Source organism: Kitasatospora sp. NPDC101176 (assembly GCF_044768035.1).
In the GTDB taxonomy this organism is placed as follows: Bacteria; Actinomycetota; Actinomycetes; order Streptomycetales; family Streptomycetaceae; genus Kitasatospora.
Genome location: NZ_JBIWPA010000004.1, coordinates 282,549 through 306,739 on the forward strand (window position 1 = coordinate 282,549; position 24,191 = coordinate 306,739).

22 protein-coding genes, 1 tRNA gene and 1 other RNA gene are annotated in these 24,191 nt (G+C 75.3%); 15 read left to right on the forward strand and 9 right to left on the reverse strand.

Annotated features, from left to right (window positions below; all coding sequences use genetic code 11):
- Positions 1 to 212: 212 nt before the first annotated feature.
- Entirely contained in the window at positions 213 to 1,010 is a 798-nt protein-coding gene (locus ACIRS1_RS08990) for a VOC family protein (protein WP_396317014.1), read from the forward strand.
- Between the two features lie 90 nt (positions 1,011 to 1,100).
- On the opposite strand, the gene ACIRS1_RS08995 is transcribed toward ACIRS1_RS08990, so the two are convergent.
- Positions 1,101 to 2,108 (reverse strand): MerR family transcriptional regulator, encoded by a 1,008-nt coding sequence (locus tag ACIRS1_RS08995; RefSeq protein WP_402838039.1) that lies wholly within the window; start codon positions 2,106 to 2,108, stop codon positions 1,101 to 1,103.
- Between the two features lie 94 nt (positions 2,109 to 2,202).
- Here ACIRS1_RS08995 and ACIRS1_RS09000 point away from each other — a divergent pair, with 94 nt between their 5' ends.
- On the forward strand, positions 2,203 to 3,711 hold the full coding sequence (locus ACIRS1_RS09000) for an alpha/beta fold hydrolase (RefSeq protein ID WP_402838041.1): 1,509 nt from the start codon (positions 2,203 to 2,205) through the stop codon (positions 3,709 to 3,711).
- Positions 3,712 to 3,886: 175 nt separating this feature from the next.
- Positions 3,887 to 4,609, forward strand: coding sequence for a helix-turn-helix domain-containing protein (locus tag ACIRS1_RS09005; protein ID WP_402838043.1), 723 nt, complete (start codon positions 3,887 to 3,889; stop codon positions 4,607 to 4,609).
- A gap of 36 nt (positions 4,610 to 4,645) precedes the next feature.
- Here the strand turns inward: ACIRS1_RS09005 and ACIRS1_RS09010 are convergent, their stop codons facing one another.
- The 4 genes from ACIRS1_RS09010 to ACIRS1_RS09025 form a co-directional block, all read right to left on the reverse strand.
- Complete coding sequence (locus ACIRS1_RS09010; RefSeq protein ID WP_396317019.1) at positions 4,646 to 5,092, reverse strand: VOC family protein; 447 nt, start codon at positions 5,090 to 5,092, stop codon at positions 4,646 to 4,648.
- A 119-nt stretch (positions 5,093 to 5,211) separates the two neighbouring features.
- Complete coding sequence (locus ACIRS1_RS09015) at positions 5,212 to 5,658, reverse strand: DUF1772 domain-containing protein (protein WP_360205617.1); 447 nt, start codon at positions 5,656 to 5,658, stop codon at positions 5,212 to 5,214.
- A 299-nt stretch (positions 5,659 to 5,957) separates the two neighbouring features.
- Positions 5,958 to 8,429 (reverse strand): FtsX-like permease family protein, encoded by a 2,472-nt coding sequence (locus ACIRS1_RS09020; RefSeq protein ID WP_402838046.1) that lies wholly within the window; start codon positions 8,427 to 8,429, stop codon positions 5,958 to 5,960.
- Positions 8,426 to 9,160: an ABC transporter ATP-binding protein gene (locus tag ACIRS1_RS09025; RefSeq protein ID WP_387900647.1), complete on the reverse strand. Its 735-nt coding sequence runs from the start codon at positions 9,158 to 9,160 to the stop codon at positions 8,426 to 8,428. Before ACIRS1_RS09025 ends, ACIRS1_RS09020 begins: the two co-directional genes overlap by 4 nt.
- A gap of 86 nt (positions 9,161 to 9,246) precedes the next feature.
- Between ACIRS1_RS09025 and ACIRS1_RS09030 the strand changes: the two genes are divergently transcribed.
- Entirely contained in the window at positions 9,247 to 9,855 is a 609-nt protein-coding gene (locus ACIRS1_RS09030; protein WP_360205612.1) for a response regulator transcription factor, read from the forward strand.
- Positions 9,856 to 9,918: 63 nt separating this feature from the next.
- Here ACIRS1_RS09030 and ACIRS1_RS09035 read toward each other — a convergent pair whose 3' ends face one another.
- The 3 genes from ACIRS1_RS09035 to ACIRS1_RS09045 all read right to left on the reverse strand — a co-directional run bounded on the left by ACIRS1_RS09035 (position 9,919) and on the right by ACIRS1_RS09045 (position 13,260).
- Positions 9,919 to 11,973 (reverse strand): histidine kinase, encoded by a 2,055-nt coding sequence (locus ACIRS1_RS09035; RefSeq protein ID WP_402838049.1) that lies wholly within the window; start codon positions 11,971 to 11,973, stop codon positions 9,919 to 9,921.
- Between the two features lie 220 nt (positions 11,974 to 12,193).
- The gene (locus tag ACIRS1_RS09040; RefSeq protein WP_402838051.1) at positions 12,194 to 12,598 is read right to left on the reverse strand and encodes a carboxymuconolactone decarboxylase family protein; all 405 of its coding nucleotides are present in this window, start codon (positions 12,596 to 12,598) and stop codon (positions 12,194 to 12,196) included.
- Entirely contained in the window at positions 12,595 to 13,260 is a 666-nt protein-coding gene (locus tag ACIRS1_RS09045) for a class II aldolase/adducin family protein (protein ID WP_402838052.1), read from the reverse strand. Before ACIRS1_RS09045 ends, ACIRS1_RS09040 begins: the two co-directional genes overlap by 4 nt.
- A 146-nt stretch (positions 13,261 to 13,406) precedes the next feature.
- Here ACIRS1_RS09045 and ACIRS1_RS09050 point away from each other — a divergent pair, with 146 nt between their 5' ends.
- On the forward strand, positions 13,407 to 13,784 hold the full coding sequence (locus ACIRS1_RS09050) for a MerR family transcriptional regulator (RefSeq protein ID WP_402838208.1): 378 nt from the start codon (positions 13,407 to 13,409) through the stop codon (positions 13,782 to 13,784).
- A gap of 84 nt (positions 13,785 to 13,868) precedes the next feature.
- Here the strand turns inward: ACIRS1_RS09050 and ACIRS1_RS09055 are convergent.
- Positions 13,869 to 13,953 (reverse strand) — tRNA-Ser (locus tag ACIRS1_RS09055).
- A gap of 110 nt (positions 13,954 to 14,063) precedes the next feature.
- Between ACIRS1_RS09055 and ffs the strand changes: the two genes are divergently transcribed.
- From ffs to ACIRS1_RS09105, 10 genes are all read left to right on the forward strand, one after another.
- Positions 14,064 to 14,154, forward strand: an RNA gene (ffs, locus tag ACIRS1_RS09060) — signal recognition particle sRNA small type.
- 71 nt (positions 14,155 to 14,225) lie between these two features.
- A complete protein-coding gene (locus tag ACIRS1_RS09065) occupies positions 14,226 to 16,403 on the forward strand; it encodes a DNA polymerase III subunit gamma and tau (RefSeq protein WP_402838054.1) in 2,178 nt (725 codons plus the stop codon).
- A 156-nt stretch (positions 16,404 to 16,559) separates the two neighbouring features.
- A complete protein-coding gene (locus tag ACIRS1_RS09070; protein ID WP_148644036.1) occupies positions 16,560 to 16,898 on the forward strand; it encodes a YbaB/EbfC family nucleoid-associated protein in 339 nt (112 codons plus the stop codon).
- Positions 16,899 to 17,066: 168 nt separating this feature from the next.
- Entirely contained in the window at positions 17,067 to 17,666 is a 600-nt protein-coding gene (gene recR / locus ACIRS1_RS09075) for a recombination mediator RecR (RefSeq protein WP_218198914.1), read from the forward strand.
- Positions 17,659 to 18,375 (forward strand): DUF5063 domain-containing protein, encoded by a 717-nt coding sequence (locus ACIRS1_RS09080; protein ID WP_360205576.1) that lies wholly within the window; start codon positions 17,659 to 17,661, stop codon positions 18,373 to 18,375. Before recR ends, ACIRS1_RS09080 begins: the two co-directional genes overlap by 8 nt.
- Before the next feature lie 327 nt (positions 18,376 to 18,702).
- Positions 18,703 to 19,983 (forward strand): aspartate kinase, encoded by a 1,281-nt coding sequence (locus ACIRS1_RS09085; RefSeq protein WP_360205574.1) that lies wholly within the window; start codon positions 18,703 to 18,705, stop codon positions 19,981 to 19,983.
- Positions 19,980 to 21,050, forward strand: coding sequence for an aspartate-semialdehyde dehydrogenase (locus tag ACIRS1_RS09090; RefSeq protein ID WP_402838057.1), 1,071 nt, complete (start codon positions 19,980 to 19,982; stop codon positions 21,048 to 21,050). Before ACIRS1_RS09085 ends, ACIRS1_RS09090 begins: the two co-directional genes overlap by 4 nt.
- Positions 21,051 to 21,405: 355 nt before the next feature.
- Positions 21,406 to 22,044, forward strand: coding sequence for a SigE family RNA polymerase sigma factor (locus ACIRS1_RS09095; RefSeq protein ID WP_387900768.1), 639 nt, complete (start codon positions 21,406 to 21,408; stop codon positions 22,042 to 22,044).
- Positions 22,037 to 23,227, forward strand: a complete 1,191-nt coding sequence (locus ACIRS1_RS09100; RefSeq protein ID WP_402838059.1) for a hypothetical protein — start codon at positions 22,037 to 22,039, stop codon at positions 23,225 to 23,227. The genes ACIRS1_RS09095 and ACIRS1_RS09100 overlap by 8 nt, the downstream gene beginning before the upstream one ends.
- Positions 23,228 to 23,394: 167 nt before the next feature.
- The gene (locus tag ACIRS1_RS09105; RefSeq protein WP_402838060.1) at positions 23,395 to 24,186 is read left to right on the forward strand and encodes an SURF1 family protein; all 792 of its coding nucleotides are present in this window, start codon (positions 23,395 to 23,397) and stop codon (positions 24,184 to 24,186) included.
- The last annotated feature ends 5 nt before the right edge of the window (positions 24,187 to 24,191 follow it).

Here is a 24,191-nt window from a genome sequence, read left to right on the forward strand (position 1 = left end):
GCGGGGCCCCACCGGCCTGGGCCGGGCCGGGTGGCGGCCGCCGCGGGCCGCGGGGGTGCCGGCCGGGGGCTGCCCGGGCCCGCCGGGGCTGGGCGGCGCCCCCGCGCGGACGCCCCCGCGGGGGTGCGCCGCCTTCTGGCTAGGGTGGCCCGGTGGGGGGCCGGTGCGCCGCACGCCGCGGGCGCACGTCTCCGCGTGAGAGGGCTGGAACGATGGCCGGATTCCCCGAGGGCGCCCCCTGCTGGGCCGACGCGATGTTCACCGACCTGGAGGGCGCCAAGGCGTTCTACGGCGACGTGCTGGGCTGGACCTTCGGCGAGAGCGCGTCGGAGTACGGCAACTACACGCAGGCGTACTCGGACGGCAAGGCGGTCGCCGCGATCGTGCCGCCGATGCCCGGGCAGCAGGCGCAGTCCGCCTGGTGCCTGTACCTCGCCTCGCCCGACGCCGCGGCCACCGCGCAGCGGATCGGCGCCAACGGCGGGGAGCTGGTGATGGGCCCGATGCAGGTCGGCGACTTCGGCACCATGGTGATCGCCAGGGACCCGGGCGGCGTGGTGTTCGGGGTCTGGCAGGCCGGTGCCCACCAGGGCTTCGAGAAGCAGGGCGAGCCCGGCGCGTACAGCTGGGCCGAGGTGGTGACCCGCGAGCCGGCGAAGGCGGACGCGTTCTTCCCCGCCGTCTTCCCGTACGGGGTCAGGAAGATGGACACCGAACAGGTCGACTACCGGATGTTCCGGGTCGGCGACCTGCCGGTGCTGGGCCGGATGGCGGCGGAGGGCGACTTCCTGCCGCCCGGGGTCCCTTCGTACGTGAGCGTCTACTTCGCGGTGGACGACACCGACGCGGCGATCGAGCGGCTGCGGGCGCGCGGCGGCACGGTGCACTTCGGGCCGATGGACAGCCCGTTCGGCCGGTTCGCGGCGGTCGGCGACCAGCAGGGGGCGGCCTTCGGGATCATCGACCTGGGCCGGACGGAGGGGGAGCAGCCGCCGACGGTGGAGGTCTGATCCGGCCGGTGGTCCGGTCTGCCCCGGGGGCCGGGCGTGCTCGGTGCCCCTGGCCGGCCCGGCCGGGCCCGGCTCACCCGCCGGGCCCGTTCACCCGGCCGGGCCCGCCTCCGCGGTCGCGGCCACCAGGGCGGGCGGCAACGGCATCCAGGACTCCGGGGCGGTCGGCCCCTCGCTGGTCACCTGCTCGTCCAGCGCCGTGCGCAGCCAGGTGTGGGCCGCGCCGAGCGTGGTCTCGCCGGGCCCGGTCAGCTCGCCCGCCAGCTCCCAGTAGCGGCCGATGACCGGATCGTCGGTGATGGTCAGCAGCGCGCTGAGCCGGGTGCGGAAGGCCGGGGTGTCCCGGGTGCTCCAGGAGGCGGCGTGGGCGTCGACGAAGCCGTCCAGCGCCTCGCCCCGGTGCGGCGCCCGCCCGGCCGACAGCTCAGCCGAGGCCAGCGCGTACGCCCCCTCGAGGCCCTGGTAGAGCACCGTCGGCCGGTGGTCCCGGTTCGTCCTGGCCTTCTCGTTCGGGCCGTGGCCCCGGCCCGAGCAGCCCCCGAGGGAGAGCGCGTGCAGCCGGGCGAAGGCCAGCACCTGGCCGGGCGTCGGGTCGGCCGGCGGCTGCGGGACGGCCGCGTCCAGGATCGACGCGGTCAGCCCGGCCGGCATCCGGGGCGGCAGCATCCGGCGCCAGAAGCGCGCCAGCGCGGTCGTGTCGGGCGGCGTGCTCAGCCCGCCGATCAGCGCCAACCGGTCGGCGCGCTCCTCCGGCGGGCAGTCGTGCAGCAGCCGCAGCGCCGCCTCCCGCCAGCGCAGCGCGGTCAGCTGCGAACCCAGCTCGCGCAGCTGCCGGGCCACCGCGTCCTCCAGGGCGTCCCCCAGCACCTCGTCCTGCTCCAGCAGCCGGCCGACCTCCGGGACGGGCAGGTCCAGCGTGCGCAGCGAACGGATCAGCCGCAGCCGTTCCAGCGCCTCCGGCCCGTACCTGCGGTGGCCGCCCGAACTGCGGCCGGCCTCCGGGAGCAGGCCGCGGTCGGAGTAGAAGCGCACGGTCTTGACGGTGACGCCCGCGTGCTCGGCGAGCTCACCGATGCTCCAGAACTCGGCTGGTGACACGACTTGAACCTCCCTCAGGGGGAGTTCCTACGGTACCGACGAACCCGGACGGCCGGTCGGCCGCCCCGGAGGCACTGACCGCGAGGAGTCGACCATGACCGCGTTCGTACTGGTACCGGGCCACTTCACCGGAGGCTGGATCTGGGGGGCGGTGGCCGACCGGCTGCGGGCGGCCGGAGCCGAGGTCCACGCGGCCACGCTCACCGGGCTGGGGGAGCGGCCCGCCCCGCACGCCTCCCTGGACACCCACGTCGCGGACGTGCTCGGCCTGATCGACGCCGTCGCCGACCCCGACCTCGTCCTGGTCGGCCACGACTACGGCATCCACCCGGTGCTCGGCGCCGCCGACCTCCGCGCCGACCGGATCGCCCGGATCGTCTACCTCGACGCGGGCCTGCCCACGGACGGCGACCGGGCCGTCCAGCTGGTCCCCGACCAGGCCGCCCGCGAACTGCTGCTCGACCCGGCTGCCATCCCCGCCGACGGGCTGCTCCCGGCCCCCGGACGCGGTGACTGGCACCGCTGGGGCAGCCCGGCCGGCCTCACCGACCAGGACCTCGACCGGCTCACCGCGCACGCCGCCGGCCAGCCGGTGGCCACCCTCACCGAACCGCTGCGGCTCACCGGCGCCGTCGCCGCCGTAGCGACCACCGGCGTCTTCGGCACCGCGGGCGGCATCAGCACCGCCACCGTCGAGGCCATGGTCGCGACCGGCATGCCGCAGTTCCGCCCGCTCGCCGACCCCCGGGTGACCTTCTTCGACCTGGACACCGGCCACTGGCCGATGCTCTCCCGCGCCGACGACCTCGCCGACGTGCTGCTGCGGGCCGCCGCCGGCGAGGGCCACCGGATCAGCCCGCCCGACACCGACGGGACGCCCGCCTTCCACCGCCCGCACGTCCTCGACACCCCCGAGCACCCGCTGCCGGACTGCCCGCGCGAGCGCATCGGCAACCTCGACCTCTACCTGCCGCGGGCCGACGGGCCGCAGCCCGCCGTCCTGTTCGTCCACGGCGGCCCCGTCCCCGCCGACGAGCGGCCGCAGGACTGGCCGATCTACACCGGCTACGGCCGCTGGGCGGCGAGCCTCGGCGTCGTCGGGGCCGTCGTCGGCCACGGGCTGCACGACCTCCTCGGATACCCGCAGGCCGCCGCGGAGATCGCCGCCGCCGTCGACGCGCTGCGCGCCGACCCCCGGGTCGACGGCGACCGGATCGCCCTCTGGTTCTTCTCCGGCGGCGGTCTGCTCACCACCGACTGGCTTGCCGCGCCGCCCGCCTGGCTGCGCTGCCTGGCCGCCAACTATCCGGTGCTGGCGCCGCTGCCCGGCTGGGAGGCCGTCGACCGGCGCTTCCGCCCGGCCGAGGCGGTCGCGGGCGCCGGCCGGCTGCCCGTCGTGCTCACCCGGGCCGGACTGGAGGGCGAGGCCATCGCGGCGACCGTCGAGCGCTTCGTCGTGGCGGCGCAGGACGCGAAGGTCGACCTGCAGCTGATCGACGTCCCGCACGGGCAGCACGGCTTCGAGGTCACGGACCACATCGACGAGGTCAGGGACGCGCTGGTCACGGCGGCCGGATCCGTCATCGGCCACCTGCGGGCCTGATCCCGCCGGGGGCCGATCCCGCCGGAGCGGCTCCGGGCGGGGGCGGAGCCGCTCGGGTTCCGTCCACGCCCGGCGGCCCGGGGACCGTTCCCCGCCGGAGCGGCTAGGGCCGCGCGCGGGAGCCCGTCCGGCAGCCACGGGGGTGTCGCCGGACGGGCCCGCGTAGCCTCGTGACATGGCCCCCGAGTACGCGGAGCGGACGTCCCGGCTGTCCGGCGCGGTGGTGTGGACGCGGCAGGCCGTCGGGCCGGACACGGCCGACGGCCCGGCCGGCCTGGTGCTGCCCGACGGTTGCATGGACCTGCTCTGGACCCCGGGCCGGCTCCTCGTCGCCGGCCCGGACAGCCACGCCTTCCGCCCCGGCCCCGGCCTGGCCGGCCCCTGGGCCGGCATCCGCCTCCCGCCCGGCGCGGCCCCCGCCCTGCTCGGCGTCCCCGCGCACGAACTGCGCGACCGGAGGGTCGAGTTGTCCGACGTCCTGGACGGCCCCAGGGTGCGCCGCCTCACCGGGCGGATCGACGCCGCGCCCGACCCGGCGGCCGTCCTGGAGGACCTCGCGCTGCGCCTGGCCGCCGATGCCGCACCCGTCGACCCGCTCGTCCGGGCCGTCGCCACCGCCCTCGCCGCCGGCCGGCCCGTCGCGGCGACGGCCGCCGCCGTCGGCCTCGGAGCCCGGCAGCTCCACCGGCGCTCGCTGACCGCCTTCGGGTACGGCCCCAAGACCCTCGCCCGGATCCTCCGGCTGCAGCGCGCCCTCGCGCTGGCCCGCGCCGGCGCTCCGCTCGCCGACACCGCCACCCGTGCGGGCTACGCCGACCAGGCCCACCTGGCCCGCGACGTCCGGGAGTTGGCCGGCACCCCGCTGACCGCGCTGCTGCCCCGCCGGGAGGCCCGTTGACCCGGCGGAGCACGGCCGGGCCGATCCCCGCCCGGGTCACTCCCCGGCGGGCGGCTCCCCGGCGGGTGGCTCCCCGGCCGACGGGAGGGGCGCGAGCAGGTCGACGCCGTTCCCGTCCGGATCGTGCACCACCGCGTAGCGCTGCCCCCAGAAGGCGTCCCACGGCTTCAACTCCCCGTGGTACCCGGCCCCGACCAGCTCCTCGTACACCGCGTCCACCTGCGCCGGGCTCGCGCACCGGAACGCCAGCGAGACGCGGCCGCCGCCCGACGGTGGCCGCCACTGCGGATGGAACGAGCGGATGGTCGACTCCGGATCGAGCGCCAGGAGCAACCCGCCCGGCAACTCGGCCTCCACGTGGGGCAGTTCCTCGGCCCCGTCGGGGAACTCCAGTCCGAGCCGCCGGTAGAACGCGATCGAGGCGGCCAGATCGGAGACGGCGAGACCCACGAACCCGAACCGCGGCGTTGATGTCCTCTTCATGCCCGCCACGGTAGGCACCCCCGGCGCGCCCGGTCTTGAACGAATCGGACACCGTCGTGCCGGTGCCGGTGCCGGTGCCGGTGCCGGTGCCGGTGTCGCGCACCGCGTCCGGACCGGCCTCACACGAGGGCGACGACGAGCAGCACGAACGCGGTCACGATGACGGCCACCCGGCCGTAGTGCAGGCGGTCCCAGCGGCCGAGCTGCTCCCGCCAGTCCGCGGGGGCGTTCTCCGGGGTCCACTGCGCGGCCCGGGAGTTGATCGGGACGAGCAGGGCGACGGACATCAGCACGCTGAGGACGAGCAGTCCGGCGGCGGTGGCGACCAGGCCCGCCCCGGTGCCGCCCCAGGACACCGCGGACCAGGCCACCCCGAGCACCAGCGAGCCGATGTACCAGAAGGGCATCACCCGCCCGAGCAGCCGGGCCCCGTTGCTGCGGGCCGCGAGGCCGCCGTTGTGCGGCAGCCCGTCGACGATCGGGTTGACGAAGACCGCCACCGCGAACTCCACGCCCACCAGCAGGCCGACGACCACGACGGTGACGACGGCGAGTGCGTTCTGCATGTCCCCTCCCAGGGTTCCGGTGCGGCGCGCGAGCTTGTCTAGCGCCGCTAGGTTCTGGCGCAATGCTAGATGTGTCGCCGCTTGAATGTCTAGCGGCGCTAGAAAGTCCTCGGCTCGGCTCGGCTCGGCCCGGCCCGGTCGGGGGGTGCGGGGCGCGGGCCGCGGGGCGCTCACGGCGAAGGCCCGGACCGCTCAGCGGTCCGGGCCTTCGGCCGGTGGAGGGCGCGCCCCGGGTGGGGCGCCGGCCGGGCGGTGCCGCCGACAGGCGGCGGTGGGGGCGGCGGGGGTGGCGGGAGCGGTCACGCCGGGCGGCGGAGGCCGCGCAGGGTGGTGCGGGCGGGGAGCCAGGTGCCGAGGGCGGCGAGCCCGGCGGCACCCAGCAGGACCAGGGCGAGTTCGCTGACGGGCACGGCGGCCCCCGCGGTGCCGCGGGTGATGCCCTCTGCGTAGGTGGTGAGCACCGCGAAGGCGACGGCGAGACCGAGCACACCGGCGAGGGCGACGGAGACCACGGTCTCCCAGCCGAGCATCCGCCGGATCTGACGGCGGGTGGCGCCGGTCAGGGCGAGCGCGGCGAACTCGTGGCGGCGGGCGGAGATGCTCATGGCCAGGGTGTTGAGGACGGCGATGGCCACGAAGGCGATGATCAGCCCGAGGGTGACGTAGCCGATCTGGACGCCGGTCCGGTTCTCCGAGGCCGCCGCGGCGGCGTGGTCGAGCACCCCGAGCCCGGGGTCGCCGTGCAGGGCGGCGGTGAGGGCCTGCCGGGTGAGGCCGTCGCCGCGGACCAGCAGTTCGTCGTCGAGCGGCACGTCGACGTGGGCGGCGACCAGGTGGTGCGCGAGGGTGAGGTCGCCGAATCCGAGGCCGCGGCCGTAGAGGGCGACCACCGTGACCTCGGTCGGGGTGCCGTCGGCGAGGGTGAGGCGGACGCGCTGGCCCAGCCGGTAGCCCAGCCCGTCGGCGGCCGCGGCGGTGTCGTCCTTCAGCGCGCCGAGGTCACCGGCGGTGACACCGAGGTCGAGGGTGTCGGTCAGGCGCTCGGGGGTGACCGCCTGCACGCTGCGCTTGGTCAGTCCGTCGCGGACCTGGCTGTGCAGGACGCGGGTCACGGTCCGGACGCCCGGGACGGCGGCGAGCGACCCGGCGGCGCCGGCCGGGGCGTGCGGGCCGACGACGAAGTCGGCGGTGTTGCCGCGCTCCCGCTGGGCGGCGGCCGCCTGCCCGGTGGTGGTCTGGGTGAACAGGATGGTGCAGGCCATGGCGATCAGCAGGGTCAGCGGGGTCACCACCGAGGCCAGCCGGTGCGCCCCGGCCCGGAGGTTGTGGACGGCGAGGTAGCCGCCGACCCGGGACGCCCTCAGCGGCAGACCGAGGAGGGCCGTGCCGACCCTGGCCACCAGGGGGCCCAGCAGGGAGAACGCGGTGCACCAGAGCAGGACGGCGATGAAGCAGGTCGGGGTCGAGGCCTGGTCGGAGTGCAGGACGGTCAGCAGGGCGGTGAGCACGACGGCCGCGGCGGTGGCGAGCACGCCGAACCCGATCCGGGTCCAGGCCGGCCGGGGCGGCTTGATCTCCGCCTCGCCGAGGGCCTCGACCGGCTTGATGGCGGTGGCGCGCCGGGCCGAGATCCGGGCCGCGCCCCAGCCGGCCAGCAGGGTGGCCGCGGCGGCGGCCAGCACCGGGAAGGGCGAGAGCACGACCGGCAGGTTCGCCGGGATCACGTCCAGGGCGACGAAGCGTCCGTGCAGCCAGCCGCCGAGGGGAAGGCCGGCGGCGGCACCGAGGGCTCCGGCGGCCAGGCCGACGACGAGCGCCTCACCGCCGATCATCCTGCGGACCTGCCGCCCGGTGGCGGCCACGGCCCGCAGGACGGCGATCTCCCGCTGCCGCTGCTGGATCGACAGGCCGAAGGTGCCGACCACGATCAGCAGCGCGACCAGCAGCGAGGTGCCGGCCAGGACGGCGCCCATGCTGACCAGGCGGACCTGGGCGCTGGCGGCGTCCGGGAACTCCACCAGCCCGCGGTCGTCGCCGGTGCGGGCCACGGCGGCCGGGACGGCGGGTGCGGCGGCGAGCAGCGCCCGGACGTCCGCCGCCGCGGAGGGGGCGGCCGGGAAGACGCCGATCGCGCTGACCAGGCCGTCGTGGCCGGCGAGCAGTCGGGCCCGGTCGGACGCGAAGAAGACCGCCGCCTGGCTGTCGAACCCCTGGGCGGTGACGCCGACGACGCGGAGGTTCAGCGTCCCCGCGGCCGTCCGGGCCGCCGTGGTGGCACCGGGCACCAGCCCGGCCCGGGCGGCGGTGGCCGCGTCGACGACGACCTCGTCGGGGGCGGCGGGCGCACGGCCGGCCGCGAGGGTGAGTCCGGCCAGCGGGGCGGACTCCCAACCGTGGCCCCAGGAGTTGCCGGTGGGCCCGGCGGGCAGCAGCACCGGGAAGGTCACCTCGGCGGCGACGGCCCGCACCGACGGCAGCGCGGCGATGCGGTCGGCGAGGGCGGCCGGCACCCAGGCGTGGTCGGCGATCGGCTTGGCCTTCTCCTTGACCTTCCCCTTGCCCTTGTCCACGAAGGAGTGCACGTCCTGGTCCCCGGACACGACGATCGGCGCGGCCGCGTAGCGTTCGGGCCGGACGGTGCCGGTCAGGCCGGTGACCAGGAGGGTCCCGCAGCCGCAGACCAGGGCCGCGGCGCAGAACAGGGCGACGAAGGCTCCGACGAACCCGGCCCGGCGGTGCCGGAGGGTGGTGAGGGCGAGGCTCAGCATCATCGGTTCCACGCTCCCAGGCGGATCATGCGGTCGGCGACCTTGGCGGCGGTCGGCCCGGACATGGTGTCGGCGACCCGGCCGTCGGCCAGGAACAGCACCTCGTCGGCGTAGGACGCGGCGACCGGGTCGTGGGTGACCATGACGATGGTCTGACCGAGCTCGTCGACGGTCTGCCGCAGCAGCGTCAGGACCTCGCGGGCCGTCATGGTGTCCAGCGCGCCGGTGGGTTCGTCGGCGAAGACCACCTCGGGGTTCGAGATCAACGCCCGGGCGATGGCCACGCGTTGCTGCTGGCCGCCGGAGAGCTGCCCGGGCCGGTGCCCGGTGCGCTCCTGCAGGCCCACCCGGCGGACCAGGTCGGCGAGGCGCCCGGCGTCGGCCCGGCGCCCGGCCAGCCGCAGCGGCAGCGTGACGTTCTGCTCGACCGTCAGCGAGGAGATCAGGTTGAACGACTGGAACACGAAACCGGCGCGCTCCCGCCGCAGTTCGGTCAGCTTGGTCTCGCTCAGCCGGGACAGGTCGGTGTCCCCGAGCCGGACGGTGCCGGCGGTCGGGCGGTCCAGCCCCGCCGCGCAGTGCAGGAAGGTGCTCTTGCCCGAACCGGACGGCCCCATCACGGCGGTGAAGCCGCCCTTGGGCAGCCGCACCGTCACCTCGCGCAGCGCGGCGACCGCACCCCGCCCCTTGCCGTAGACCTTGCTCACGGCGTCCAAAGTGATCGCTTCGCTCATGTGCTCCAGCCTGCCGACCCGTGAACCCCCCTCCCAGGGACGCGATCACGCGGCACCCGTGACATCGTCACGGGTAGGGTCGGGACATGATCAGACTCCTGTTGGCCGAGGACCAGCACGTGGTACGCGGGGCGTTGGTGGCGCTCCTCGAACTGGAGCCCGACCTGGAGGTCGTGGCGGAGACCGACTCGGCCGACGAGGTGGTGCCCCGGGCGATGGTCTTCCTGCCCGACGTGGCGGTGCTGGACATCGAGATGCCGGGCCGGCTGGACGGCCTGCAGGCGGCCGCGGCGCTGAAGGAGAAGCTGCCGGACTGCCGGACGCTGATGCTGACCTCGCTCGGCCGCCCCGGGCTGCTCCGCAAGGCCCTGGACGCCAAGGTGGACGGCTTCCTGCTGAAGACCGTCCCGCCGGCGGAGCTGGTCGCGGCCATCCGTCAGGTGGCCGCGGGCGGAAGGGTGTTGGACCCGGGGCTGGCCGTCGCCGCCTGGGACCTGGCGGACAACCCGCTCACCCCGCGCGAGAACCACGTGCTGCGGGAGCTCGCCGAGGGCGCCGAGCCGCCCGAGATCGCCACCCGGCTGCACCTGTCGACCGGCACCGTGCGCAACGTGCTGACCGCGGTCGTCGGCAAGCTGAACGCCCGCAACCGGACGGACGCGGTGCGGATCGCCCGGGAGGCCGGCTGGCTGTGACGGGGGCCGCCCGCCGGCGGTGATACCGGGCCGGCCGCGGGCGGTGCTCCGGGGCCCGGCGGGTCAGTCCAGCGGTACCTCGGCGCGCAGCAGGTACCACCCGTCGTCCGGCCCGGCGGCCAGGGTGCCGCCCGCCTCGGCGAGGCGGACCGTCAGACCGCCGATCCCGGAACCCGGCACGGTGACACCGTCCGGGACGCCGTCGTTCTCCACCTCCAGGCGCGCCGAGCCGCCGGCCACCGAGGTGGCGATCCGGGCGTGCCGGGCGCGACTGTGCCGCAGGATGTTGGTCACGGCCTCCCGCAGGACCACGCCCAGCACGGCGCCCGCCGCGGCCGGCACCGGTTCGTCGTCCAGCTCCACCGTGATGGCGGCGGCTTCCAGGACACCTGCCGCCGAGGCCAGTTCGGTGGTGAAGGACAGCCTGGGGCTGTCGTCGGCCAGCGCCCCGAGCTCGACCTGCCCGCGCCCGGCCAGGTGCACGATGTCCGCCAGCTCGGCCCGGCAGCGGTCGGGGTCGGCGTCCGTCAGACGCCGGGCGAGTTCGGCCTTGAGCAGGATCGCGGCCAGGCCGTGCCCGAGCAGGTCGTGCAGGTCCCGGGCGGCGCGCAGGCGCTCGGTGACGACGACGGCCCGGGCCAGCCCGGCCGCCGCCCGTTGCAGCTCCCGCACCAACCGGACCAGGCGCAGTACCGCGTACACCACCACGCAGGTGATCAGCACGTTGACGGCGGTCATCAGCACGGCCGCCGGACCGGAGCCGCCGATCGCCCCGGCGGCCACCACCAGCGCGCCGGCCAGGGCCGCGCCCGCGCGCAGCGGCAGGGCGATCAGCAGCGAGCCCGCGAGGATGCCGGCCGCGCCGATCCAGTTCCGGCCCAGCCAGGGCAGCGGCAGCAGGGCGAGCACCGCCGACGCGAGCAGGGCGCGGCGGGCGTGGCGGGTCGCGTCCTGGATGGAGAACCGGACCTGGAAGGCGCAGAAGGCCGCCGCGCACCCCACCCCGAGGGCGAGCCGGGGCGTGGGGACGAACAGCAGCGCCTTGGCGCAGAACACGGCGAGCAGGAAGTAGTACAGGCCGAGCGCGGTGCGCAGCTCGGGCGGATCGGCGGCGGGCGGGGCGGCGGCGGCCGCCACCGACGCCTCCACGGCGAAGCGCCCGTCCGGCTCCAGCCCCGCGGTCAGGCTGCCGCCGGCCTCGCGGACCCGGTCGGCGAGGCCGGCCAGGACGTCCGCGCCGAGCGCCGCCGTCCGCACGCCGTCGCTGACCACGCGCAGCTTCACCGTCCCGGCCCGCTCGTCGGTGGAGACCTCGCACCGGCGGGCGTCGCCCACCCGGACCACGCCGGTGACCGCCTCGCGCAGCACCGTCGCCAGCACCGTCCCGGCCGGTCCGAGCGGCTCGCGGTGCCCGATCCGGATGTCGGCCGCGACCCCGGCCGAGGCCAGCAGGGCGCGGGCGCTCGCCGCCTCCGGGGCCAGCGAGAGGTTGCGCAGCTCGGCGGCGGTGGCCCGGGCGGCCGCCAGCGTCCGGCGGGCCGCCGCGATCAGGGCGTCCAGGGCGGACGGCTCCCGCCGGGCGGCCAGGTCGTGGATCTCGGCCAGCCCCGCGGACAGCCCGCTGCCCAGGCGGGACGCGATGCGCAGCCGCTCGTCGGTGACCGCCGAGGCCGCGAGGGTGAGCCGTGCGGCGTGGACCCGGGTCGCCAGCAGGGCGAGCGTGGTGACGGCGTAGAGCATGGTGCCGCCGAGCGCGACGGTCAGCAGCATGTCGACGGTGTCCCGGACCCCGGCGGCCCGGGTCGCCTCGACCAGCACCGCACCGGCCGCCAGCAGGGGCAGCAGCAGTCGGCGGCGCTCCAGCAGCAGCGAGGCGGCGGGCAGGCAGAGCAGGCCGATCGAGACGTCGAGCGCGCCCACCGCCACGAAGGCGACCGCCAGCTCCACGGCCGTCCAGCACGCCCGGGCCGGGTCCCGTACGGGGTCGGGCCGGGTGTGCCGGAGCTGGAGGGCCACCAGCGCGAGGCAGCCGACCACGATCGCCACCCCCGCGACCGGCTCCGCCGGCACCCGCCCGAACCCCTTCAGCAGGTGCGCCGCGGCCAGCGCCGCAGCCACCGAAACCACCAACGCCCGCGCCGTGCGCGGCCCGACACCCCGCCCCCGTGCTGCCTCCACGCGCGCATCGTACGCCGGGACGATCACCGGCCCCGGCCCGTCCGCGACCCCGGAGAACGACGAAGGCCCGGACCGCTTCGCAGCGGTCCGGGCCTTCGATCACGGCGGAGGACACGGAGGACGGCGACTTCGCGCGCCCTGCGTCACCCGCGTTCGGTGGTCAGCGGGCCTTGCCGTCCTCGTCCTGCCGGAGTTCGGCGATGATCTCGATGCCGAGCGCGTAGGCCGGCGTGCCCGAGGTGATGAGCGCGGTCTCGGCGACCCCGATGAGGTCGGCGATGCCGGCGCCCGCGTGGAGTGCTCCCCGGGCGTGGATCCGGGCCGGTTCCGCCCGCCCGAGAGCCAGCAGCTGCCCGAAGTGGACCAACTGTTGCACTCGACCACCGAGCGGGCTGTCGGCCAGCACGATGTGGCGCAGGGCCGCGAACGCCTCCTCCGTGGGGAGCCGGTCGAAGGCCTGGGCCACCCGCAGACGGTCCTCCACCGCGCCCGGGACGGCTCCGAGCGTCGTGCGGTAGCGGTCCCGCAGGGCTTCGGAACGCTCGGCGAAGGTGTGGTCGGTCATGACGAGACCCGTGCGACCGAGGCCCGGACGGCCTCCAGAGCGCCCTCGGGGAAGTCCACGGCCCCGCCGATCGCCGCGGCGGCGATCTCGGCCTCGGCGCTCTCCTCGATCGCCACCACGAGGTGGCCGGCGGCCGCCGCGTCAGGGCCGAACACCAGCAGCCCGTGGTTGGCCAGGAGGACCGCGGCCGTCGTCGGGCGCCGTTCCAGGACGTCGGCGATGCCCCGGACGGACACGTCCGACCCGCGCGGCCCCCAGGGCACCACCGGTACGTCCTCGGGCTGTCCGAAGCGGAGCATCGGTTCGGTGCGGCACGGCAGCGGCCGGTGGGCCACCGCGAAGGCCGTCGCGGCGGGGGAGTGGGTGTGGATGATCGCGCCCACGTCCGGGCGGGCGCGGTAGACGGCGCTGTGCATGGTGATGATCTCGACGCTGACGGAGCGCAATTCTCCTTCCAGGACCTGCCCGTCGAGACCGACGGTCGCCAGCTGGTGGGGTTCCAGGTCGCGGACGAACCCCGGGGTCAGCAGGAAGCGGTCGGCGTCGAGCCTGACGCTCAGATTGGCGTGTCCGGAGTGCGACATCACCCCCGCCACGAAGAGCTGCCGGGCAGCCTCGACGAGCTGGTGGGCCCGGCTCGTCACTTCAGGTGCGGCTGTCATCTCTTCATCTCCCAATTCTCTGTCGGCGGCGGCCGGTTCGCCGCCGCTGCACGTGCCGGCCACTCTGCGACTTGAACTAAGGTTCAAGTCAAGCGTCGGGCCGGTCCGACGGGATGACAGGAGAAAGGGGAGGGCGAAGCGTGCTCATGACGATCGGTCAGCTAGCCGAGATCGCCGACGTTCCCGCGTCGGCCATCCGGTTCTGGGAACGCCAGGGCCTGCTGCCTCCGCCCGAACGGCGGAGTGGGCAGCGGCGCTATCCGCCGCAGGCCGCGGAGCGGATCGTGCTGTTGCGCAAGTTCCAGCAGGCCGGGCTGAGCCTGGCCGAGGTCGGGGAGTTCCAGCAGGACCAGCCGCGCAGGCAGGCGATGATCCGCGCCAAGGTCGCCGAGATCGAGCAGCGCATGGTCGATCTCGACCACGCCCACCAGCTCCTGACCCATGCCCTCCGGTGCAGCAGGACGGACATCGTCAGCTGCCCGACCTTCCGGGAACAGATGGCGACGTGGAGCCGGTCCGGCTGACGGCAAGGACCGCGACCACGAAACGACGAAGGCCCGGACCGCGTGACGCGGTCCGGGCCTTCGTGCTGCCCTGGCGGGCAGAGGCGGAGGATACGAGATTCGAACTCGTGAGGGGTTGCCCCCAACACGCTTTCCAAGCGTGCGCCCTAGGCCTCTAGGCGAATCCTCCGTGGGAGAGCTTAGTACATGTTTTGGGGTGGTCGCGACCAGCTATCCCGGAGGCTCGGAGGCGGGGTGGCCTGTGGATCGTCGGGGCGGGGATCCGGTACTGTGGGTGTCAGCCCCTCGTGTGGCGTTATCTCTCTGAACCCCCCCAGGGCCGGAAGGCAGCAAGGGTAGGAGGGCTCTGGCGGGTGCACGGGGGGTCTTTGCGTTCCCGGGGCCGGTGGGCGGGGGCGAGGGGCGACGCGTTTGTCCGTGCGTCCCGATATCGTCGGGGGTGTGTCCCTAGCCCTGTACCGCCGCTACCGCCCCGAGACCTTCGCGGAGGTCATCGGGCAGGAGCACGTGACCGCTCCGCTCCAGCAGGCCCTGCGCAACAACAGGGTCAACCACGCGTACCTGTTCAGCGGGCCGCGCGGCTGTGGCAAGACCACGAGCGCACGCATCCTGGCCCGCTGTCTGAACTGTGAGCAGGGGCCGACGCCGACGCCCTGCGGCGAGTGCCAGTCCTGTCGCGACCTCGCGACCGGCGGGCCCGGCTCGATCGACGTGATCGAGATCGACGCGGCCTCGCACGGTGGCGTCGACGACGCGCGCGAGCTGCGGGAGCGGGCCTTCTTCGCGCCGGTGCACAGCCGGTACAAGATCTTCATCCTGGACGAGGCCCACATGGTGACCTCGGCGGGGTTCAACGCGCTGCTCAAGGTGGTGGAGGAGCCGCCGGAGCACCTGAAGTTCATCTTCGCGACCACCGAGCCGGAGAAGGTCATCGGGACGATCCGGTCCCGGACGCACCACTACCCGTTCCGGCTGGTGCCGCCGGGCACCCTGCGCGATTACCTGGCGGAGGTCTGCGGCCGGGAGGGCATCCAGGTCGAGGACTCGGTGTTTCCGCTGGTGGTCCGCGCCGGCGCGGGTTCGGTGCGTGACTCGATGTCCGTCATGGACCAGCTGCTGGCCGGTGCCGCCGAGGGCGGCGTGACGTACCAGATGGCGACGGCGCTGCTCGGGTACACCGACTCGGCGCTGCTGGACGAGGTGGTGGACGCCTTCGCCGCGCAGGACGGGGCGACGGTGTTCCAGGTGATCGACCGGGTGGTCGAGGGCGGGCACGATCCGCGGCGCTTCGTCACCGACCTGCTGGAGCGGCTGCGCGACCTGGTCATCCTCGCCACCGTTCCGGAGGCGGGGGAGAAGGGGCTGATCGACGCCCCGGCGGACCGGGTCGCGGTCATGCAGGCGCAGGCGGACGCCTTCGGTGCGGCCGAGCTGAGCCGCGCGGCGGACCTCGTCAACACCGGGCTGACCGAGATGCGCGGCAACGCGGCGCCCCGGCTGCAGCTGGAGCTGATCTGCGCCCGGGTGATGCTGCCGGGCGCGTACAGCGACGAGCTGTCGCTGCAGGCGCGGCTGGACAAGCTGGAGCGCCGGGCGGCCGCCGGCGGGTTCGCCGCTCCGGCGGGCCTGGTACCGGCGGGCCTGGTACCGGCGGGCCCGGCCCCCGTGGCGGCTCCCGCGGCCGTTCCGGTCGCGGCCCCCGCGGCCGCGCCCGTCCCGGGGCCCGCCCCGGTGGCGGAGGCCGCTCCGGTGCAGGCCCCGCCCGTCCAGGCGGCCCCGGCTTCGGTGCCGGTGGCGCCCGCGCCCGCCGGGCCGGCGCCCGGTGCCTGGCCGATCCCGCGCAGCTTCCCCCCGGCCGGTGCCCCCGCGCCGCAGGCGCCGGCTCCGGCGGCGGAGGCCGCCCCGGCGCCCGCCCCCGCCGCGCCCGCCCCCGTGGCCGCCCCCGCGCCCCCGGCCCCCGCGTCCGCGCCCGGCGCGCAGCCGTCGGCCGCGGCGCAGCAGGGTGCCGCGCAGGTCCGGCAGCTGTGGCCGCAGATCCTGGAGGCGGTGAAGAACCGCCGCCGTTTCACCTGGATCCTGCTCAGCCAGAACGGTCAGGTGGCCGGGTTCGACGGCAGCGTGCTCCAGGTGTCGTTCATCAACGCCGGTGCCCGGGACAGCTTCGTCGGCAGCAACAGCGACGACGTGCTGCGCCAGGCGCTGGGCGACGCGCTGGGCGTGGACTGGCGGATCGAGTGCATCGTCGACCCGTCCGGCGGCGGCAGCCTCGGTGGCGGTGGCGGCGTCCCGGCCGGTGGCGGTGCCCCGGCCGGGGGCGGCTGGGGGGCTCCGGCCCGTCCGGCGGCCGCCGCGCCGCCGGTGGCGGCCCCGGTGCCCGCGCCGGTGCAGCCGCAGTCCTCGCCGCAGCCGCAGGCCGCCCCGGTGGCGTCCCCGCCGGTCCAGGCCGCGCCGCCGGTGGCGGCCGTGCCGGCCCGCCCGGTGCAGTCCGTGCGGCCGGAGGACGACGTCCCGGAGGAGGACGACCCGGACCTCAACGAGGACGCGTTCTCCGGTCAGGACCTGATCATCCGCGAGCTGGGGGCGACGGTCCTGGAGGAGATCCACCACCGCGGCAACTGAGCGACGGGCCGCCCCGGCAGCACGTAGGCTCGGCCGTGACGACGCGAGCTGGACCGCGGACGGGCGACGCGCCCCGTCCCGCACGCCGATGGCGCGAGCGGGGCGGGCACGTGGACGACGGGGCGGGCCAGCAGGCACGACAGCGAGGAGTGAGCCGTGTTTCCCGGTGGTGGCCAGCCCAACATGCAGCAGCTGCTGAAGCAGGCGCAGAAGATGCAGCAGGATCTCGCGAAGGCGCAGCAGGAGCTGGCCGAGGCGAAGGTGAACGGTTCGGCGGGCGGTGGCCTGGTCGAGGCCACGGTGACCGGTGCCGGTGAGCTGGTGGCGCTGACCATCGCCCCGGCCGCCGTCGACCCGGAGGACACCGAGACCCTGGCCGACCTGATCCTGGCGGCCGTGCGGGACGCCAACCAGACGGCGCAGAAGATGCAGGCCGAGCGCATGGGCCCGCTGACCCAGGGCCTGGGCGGCGGGATCCCCGGTCTGCCGTTCTGACCCTTCCGGACCCGCCGGCCCCGGAGGCCCGGAGCCCGGGATTCTGGAGTTCAGACAGCGGACCCATGTGATTTATGTGGGAGTCGGGCGTCGGGCGGTGTGTCCGGCGCCCGATTCGTTGGATGATGGCACCGGAGCACCACCGACCATCCGAAGGAAGGCGCGACGTTGTACGAGGGCGTGGTTCAGGACCTGATCGACGAGCTGGGCAGGCTGCCCGGTGTCGGTCCCAAGAGCGCCCAGCGGATCGCCTTCCACGTCCTGCAGGCCGACCCGACCGACGTGCGCCGTCTCGCGCACGCGCTGCTGGAGGTCAAGGACAAGGTCCGTTTCTGCGCGGTCTGCGGGAACGTCGCGGAGGCCGAGCAGTGCCGGGTCTGTCTGGACCCGCGCCGCGACCTCGCCGTCATCTGCGTGGTGGAGGAGCCCAAGGACGTCGTCGCCATCGAGCGCACCCGTGAGTTCCGCGGCCGCTACCACGTGCTGGGCGGCGCGATCAGCCCCATCGAGGGCGTCGGCCCGGACGACCTGCGGATCCGCGAGCTGCTGTCGCGCCTCGCGGACGGCACGGTCACCGAGCTGATCCTGGCCACCGACCCCAACCTGGAGGGGGAGGCGACCGCCACCTATCTGGCCCGGCTCTGCAAGCCGATGGGCCTGAAGGTGACCCGGCTGGCGAGCGGTCTGCCCGTCGGCGGGGATCTGGAGTACGCGGACGAGGTCACCCTCGGCCGCGCCTTCGAAGGGAGACGACTGCTCGATGTCTGACCGGACGCTCAACCAGCAGCCCCACACGCCCCACCAGCCGTCCCACGGACAGCCGCACGGGGACCACGCGCCGCACACCCACGCGCACGGCTCGGAGCCGGACGACTTCGCCGTGCAGATCGCCGACTCGGTGGAGAGCTTCGTGCTCGCCGTCACCGAGGTCGCCAAGGGCGACGAGCCGGGCAGCGCGGTCTCGCTGCTGCTCCTGGAGGTCTCGCAGCTGCTGCTGGCCGGCGGCCGGCTGGGCGCCATCGAGGACGTCGTCCCCGAGGACCGCTTCGAGCCCGACGCGGGGCCCGAGCCGGACGGCGAGCAGCTCCGCGAGCGGCTGGCCGTGCTGCTCGCCCCGATCGACGTGTACCACGAGGTCTTCGACCCGTACGGGCCGCCGGAGAAGCCGAACGCCTTCCGGATCTCGGACGACCTGGCGGGGGTGGTCAGCGAGCTGCAGCACGGGCTGACGCACTACCGCGAGGGCCGGGTCAGCGAGGCACTGTGGTGGTGGCAGTTCTCGTACCTCTCCAACTGGGGCACGACCTGCACGGCGGTGCTGCGCGCGCTGCAGTCGCTGATCGCGCACGTGCGGCTGGACAGCCCGATCGGGGCGGTGCCGGACGGCGCCGACACGGACGACGACGGGCTCACCGACGAGCAGCTGGAGCAGCAGGCCGGCGACCTGATGGCGGCCGAGCTGGGGCTCGGGCGGTAGCGGCGCCCGGCGCGGCCGGCCGTGGCGGACGGTGACCGGCTCCGGCGGAGTGTGACGGATGCCTCAGCGGTCCGGGCGGGGAGGGAAACCCGCCGGATCGCCGTCCGTCCGTCCGCCGATTCTTCGGGGCACCGCCGGATCGCCCGCAGACCTGCCGGTGGCGCGGCCCGGCGGGCCGACCACCTGGTGAAACAGTCGTCTCATCATGTGGAAGGCGCCGGTCGGGGCACCCCTGCTCGGTAGACTGGCGCCGACCGCATGCCCCCGTTCCCCCGGGGGTGCGGGGGCCCGGAGCCCCCGGAAGACGACACAAGTCGAGGAGCGCACGTGGGCCTTGTCGTGCAGAAGTACGGCGGCTCATCCGTTGCGGATGCCGAGGGCATCAAGCGCGTGGCCCGCCGAATCGTTGACGCCAAGAAGGCCGGCCATGAGGTCGTCGTCGTGGTGTCCGCGATGGGCGACACGACGGACGAGCTCATCGAACTCGCGGAGCAGGTGTCACCGCTCCCTGCCGGCCGTGAGTTCGACATGCTGCTGACCGCTGGAGAGCGCATCTCCATGGCGCTGCTGGCCATGGCGATCAAATCCCTGGGTCACGAGGCCCAGTCCTTCACGGGCAGCCAGGCCGGTGTCATCACCGACTCCGTCCACAACAAGGCGCGCATCATCGACGTGACGCCGGGCCGCATCCGCACCGCCCTGGACGAGGGCAACATCGCGATCGTGGCCGGGTTCCAGGGCGTCTCGCAGAGCAGCAAGGACATCACCACGCTGGGCCGCGGAGGGTCGGACACCACCGCCGTCGCGCTCGCCGCCGCGCTCAAGGCCGAGGTCTGCGAGATCTACACCGACGTGGACGGCGTCTTCACCGCCGACCCGCGCGTGGTGAAGAAGGCCCGCAAGATCGACTGGATCGCGTACGAGGACATGCTGGAGCTGGCGTCGTCCGGCTCCAAGGTGCTGCTCGACCGCTGCGTGGAGTACGCGCGGCGCTACAACATCCCGATTCACGTACGCTCGTCCTTCTCGGGTCTCCCCGGGACGATCGTCAGCAACGACAACCCGAACAAGCCCGAAGGGGGCGAGATGGAGCAGGCCATCATCTCCGGAGTCGCCCACGACACCTCGGAGGCCAAGGTCACGGTCGTCGGGGTGCCCGACAAGCCGGGCGAGGCGGCCCGCATCTTCCGCGCCATCGCGGACGCCGAGGTCAACATCGACATGGTGGTGCAGAACGTCTCCGCCGCGTCGACCGGGCTGACCGACATCTCCTTCACCCTGCCGAAGACCGAGGGCCAGAAGGCCATCGACGCGCTCGGCCGGGTCAAGGAGGGCATCGGCTTCGAGTCGCTCCGCTACGACGACGCGATCGGCAAGATCTCCCTGGTCGGCGCCGGCATGCGCTCCAACCCGGGCGTCACGGCGACCTTCTTCGAGGCGCTCTCGGCGGCCGGCGTCAACATCGAGCTGATCTCCACCTCGGAGATCCGCATCTCGGTCGTCACCCGCGCCGACGACGTGCCGGAGGCCGTCCGCGCCGTGCACAGCGCCTTCGGACTGGACAGCGAGTCGGACGAGGCCGTCGTCTACGGGGGCACCGGGCGATGACCCGGCGGCCGAACCTCGCCGTCGTCGGCGCCACCGGCGCGGTCGGCGAGGTGCTGCTCGGCCTGCTCTCGCTCCGCCAGGACGTCTGGGGCGAGGTCCGACTCGTCGCCTCCCCGCGCTCGGCCGGCCGCAAGCCGGTCGTGCGCGGGGAGCCCGTCGAGGTCGTGCCGCTGACGGAGGAGGCCTTCGCGGGGATCGACGTCGCCGTGTTCGCCGTCCCCGACGCGGTCTCCGCCCAGTGGGCGCCGATCGCCGCGGCCAAGGGCGTCGTGGTGGTCGACGACTCCGCGGCCTTCCGCACGGCCGGGGACGTGCCGCTGGTCGTCCCCGAGGTCAACGCGGCCGCGCTGCGGATGCGGGCCCGCGGCATCGTCGCCAGCCCCGCCAGCACCACCCTCGCGATGATCGCCGCCGTCGGCGCCCTGCACGCCGAGTACGGGCTGGTGCAGCTCGTCGTCGCCTCCTACCAGGCCGCCTCCGGCGAGGGCCGCGACGGCGAGGCGGCGCTGCGCGAACAGATCGTCCTGGTGGCCGGCGCGGAGCTCGGCCGGCAGACCGGCGACCTGCGCGCGGTGATCGCCGACAACGGGCCGTTCGCGGCCCCGCTCGCCCTCAACGCGGTGCCCTGGACGGGCTTCCTGCGGGACGGCGGGTGGTCCTCGGAGGAGATGGGCATCCGCGACGAGGCCCGCAAGATCCTCGGCCTGCCCGCCCTCAAGGTCTCGGCGACCTGCGTCCGCATCCCCGTCGTGCGCACGCACGCGCTGGCCGTGCACGCGCTGTTCGAACGCGAGGTCACCCAGGAGCACGCGCAGCAGATCCTCCGGGACGCCCCCGGCGTGGTGCTCTACGACGATCCGGCGGCCGGGGAGTTCCCCACCCCCAACGACGTGGTCGGCACCGACCCGGTCTGGGTCGGCCGGGTGCGCCGGGCCCTGGACGAGCCGGACGCGCTCGACCTCTTCCTCTGCGGCGACAACCTGCGCAAGGGCGCGGCGCTGAACCTGCTGCAGATCGCGGAACTGGTGGCCGGTGAGCTGACGGCCGGACAGGCCGCCGAGGACTGACCGGGGCTCAGCGGGGGGTGGCGGAACCGCAACCCCCGCCGGGCGGTGGCGGGAACCGCAACCCCGGCCCGGAGCGGCGGAACCCTCGCCGGAGCGGTGGAGCCCTCGCCGGAGCGGCGGAACCCTCGCCGGAGCGCGCCGGCCTCCGCCGCGTCCGGTCCTCCCCGCCCGCCCGGCACAGCACCTGACGGTCCGGACGGCATCCGGAAGGCGGGCGCGTGTCCGCTCCTCGACACAATCTGTCCGGAATCCCGCTGGAATCCCCTGGAGGCCTCTTCGGCCGATGCGGAAGAATGGCCCCCGGGCTGGGCAACCATGACAGGGGATCGAGTGTCCAACGGGCGTGGCGAACGTGATGGTGGGAGCAGGGGCGGGCATCCCGGCGAGGGCCGTGGTGACCTTCCCCTCGCGTACCCCGCGGCCGGCGAGTAGGCCGGAAGACGACCAGATGACCGCGGTCGCACCCGGTGCGGCGGGCTCCGGCGCAGGCACCGACGCCGGTACCAGCGAGGACCTGCTCACCGAGACCTACCAAGCCCACTACCGCTCCCTGCTGCGGCTCGCCGCCCTGCTCCTGGACGACCTGTCGACCTGTGAGGACGTCGTCCAGGAGGCGTTCATCCGGGTGCACGCCGCCCGCCGCCGGGTCCGCGAACCGGAGAAGACCCTCGCCTACCTGCGGCAGACCGTCGTCAACCTGTCGCGCTCCACGCTGCGCCGGCGGATCCTCGGTCTGCGGCTCCTGCCAAAGCCCATGCCTGACATGGCCAGTGCAGAAGAAGGCGCCTACGATGCGCTGGAGCGCGACCAGTTGAAGGCCGCGCTGCGTGGTCTGCAACGCCGTCAGCGGGAGGTTCTGGTGCTGCGTTACTTCGTGGACATGACGGAGGCGCAGGTCGCTGACACCCTCGGCATCTCGCTCGGGTCCGTGAAGGCCTACGGCTCCCGCGGACTCGCCGCCCTGCGGTCCCAGATGGAGGCCGGACATGGCTGACGGTGCCAGGCAACGGCCCTCCGGCGGCGCCGACGACGGGTTCTCCGCCGAGGAGCGGGCCGTCCGGGACCTGATGCGGCGGGCCGTCGCGGACATCCAGCCCGAACCCGGCGGCCTGCCGCGGATCCGGTACGCCGTACCCCGCCGGCGCGCCGCCCGGCGCGGAGCCTGGACCGGCGCCGCCGCCCTCGCCCTCGCCGTCGCGATCGCCCTGCCCGCCCTGCACGACGGGGAACACCTCGGCCTCTCCGGCGGCCCCGGCTCCGCCGACGCCAAGAGTCCGGCCGCCACCGCCCCCACCGGCACCAGGACCGGCGGCACCACCGGCTCCGGCACACCCCCGCGCACCGGCCCCGGCAGCGGCACCAGCGACACCGCACCACCGTCCGGGACCCCCACCGCCTCGCCCAGCCCCGGCAGCAGCACCACCCGCGCCGACGGCACCACCGCCGCCCCGGCCCCCGCCACCAGCACCGGCGACAGCCCGATCACCCCGCTCTGCACCCGTGCCGACCTCGGCCAGGGCAGCGCCCAGACCGGCCCCGCCGACGCCGACGGCCGGATCACCGGCTCCTTCACCGTGCTCAACGTCTCCGACCACAGCTGCCGGCTCGGCGGCCCCGGCGCCGTCGCCGTCACCTCCGTGACCGGGATCGACCGCGGCCGGGTCCGCACCGCCGACCGCACCGCCGGCGACCCGGCCGTGACCCTCCCCGCGATGGACGCCGAGCCGCCCGTGCTCGCCCCGCAGGCCGGCTACCGGGTGCCCTTCACCTGGATCCCCGACCGGACCGGCTGCCCCACCCGTGGGAGCGGCACCGCCACCACCACGCCCGCCGGCCAGGGCGGCGCCAACCCCGTCGCCGCCGGCACCCCGGCCCCCGCCGCCACCGGGGCGGCACCCGGCTCCGGCGCCTCGGGGGCCCCCAGCGTCGGGCCCCCGGCCAGTTCGTCCCCCAGTGCCGGGCCGACCACCGTGCCCAGCCCCACCGCCACCCCGACGGCCGGTCCGACCACGGCGCCCGCCGGCGCCACCATCGCCCACACCCCCGCCCCCGGCAGCCCCGCCGCCGCCACCGTCACCCTCCCGGTCGGCTGTGGGGGGACGTTCTACCGCGGCGGGGTGCAGGCGGCGGGCGGCGCGGCCGCCCCGCAGCCCTCGGGATCGCCCGCGGCGGGGTGAACCGGCGGCGGCCCGGGGCCGCCGCCTCCGCGCCGTCGGTCCGGGCGCGGCACGCCCCCGCCGTGGCCCCGCCCGTCCGGTCGCCGGGGCCGGCTCCGCCCCGCCGCGGTCCGTGCCGCGGACCCCTGTGGTCGGAGCGGGTGTGAGGACTGGTTACCGTGGGGGGTGTGTACCGGTTCCTCCTGACCCCGCGCTGGCTCGGCGGCACCGCGCTGGCCGTGGCGGCCGTGGCGGTGTGCGTCTGGCTGGGCTCCTGGCAGCTCGGCCGGTTCGAGGACCGGTTCTCCTCCCACCGGGAGGCCGAGCGGACCGTCGCCGCCGCTGGTGATCCCAGGCCGATCGGGACCCTGCTCAACCAGGCCGCCCCGCAGGTGACCACCGAGACCGTCGGCCAGCCCGTCACGCTGACCGGCGACTACGACCCGGAGCACCAACTGCTCGTCCCGGACCGGGTGGTGGACGGCAAGCAGGGCTACTACGTGCTCACCCCGCTGCGCACCGCCGACGGCCACGTCGCCGCGGTGGTCCGCGGCTGGGCCCCCGGCGAGCCCGCCGGGGGCGCGTCCGCGATCGCGCCGCCGCCGGCCGGGCAGGTGACCGTCACCGGCCGGCTCCAGGCCGGCGAGACCAGCGGCAGCAACGGTGCGGTGGCCGGCGGCCTGCCGGCCGGCCAGCTCGGCACCGTCAACCGGGCGGCACTGCTGAACGCGCTGGCGTACGACGGCTGGTACGACGGCTGGGTGGCGGCGGACGCCGCACCGGCCGGGCTGACCCCGGTGCCCACCGTCCAGCCGCAGGGCGGCGACGGGCTCAGCCTGCGGGCCTTCCAGAACCTGGGCTACACCCTGGAGTGGTTCGTCTTCGGCGGGTTCGTGGTCTTCATGTGGTTCCGCCTGCTGCGTCGCGAGGCGGAGGCGGAGCAGGACCGGGCCCTCGGTTTGGACCCGGTCCTGGACTGACCGCC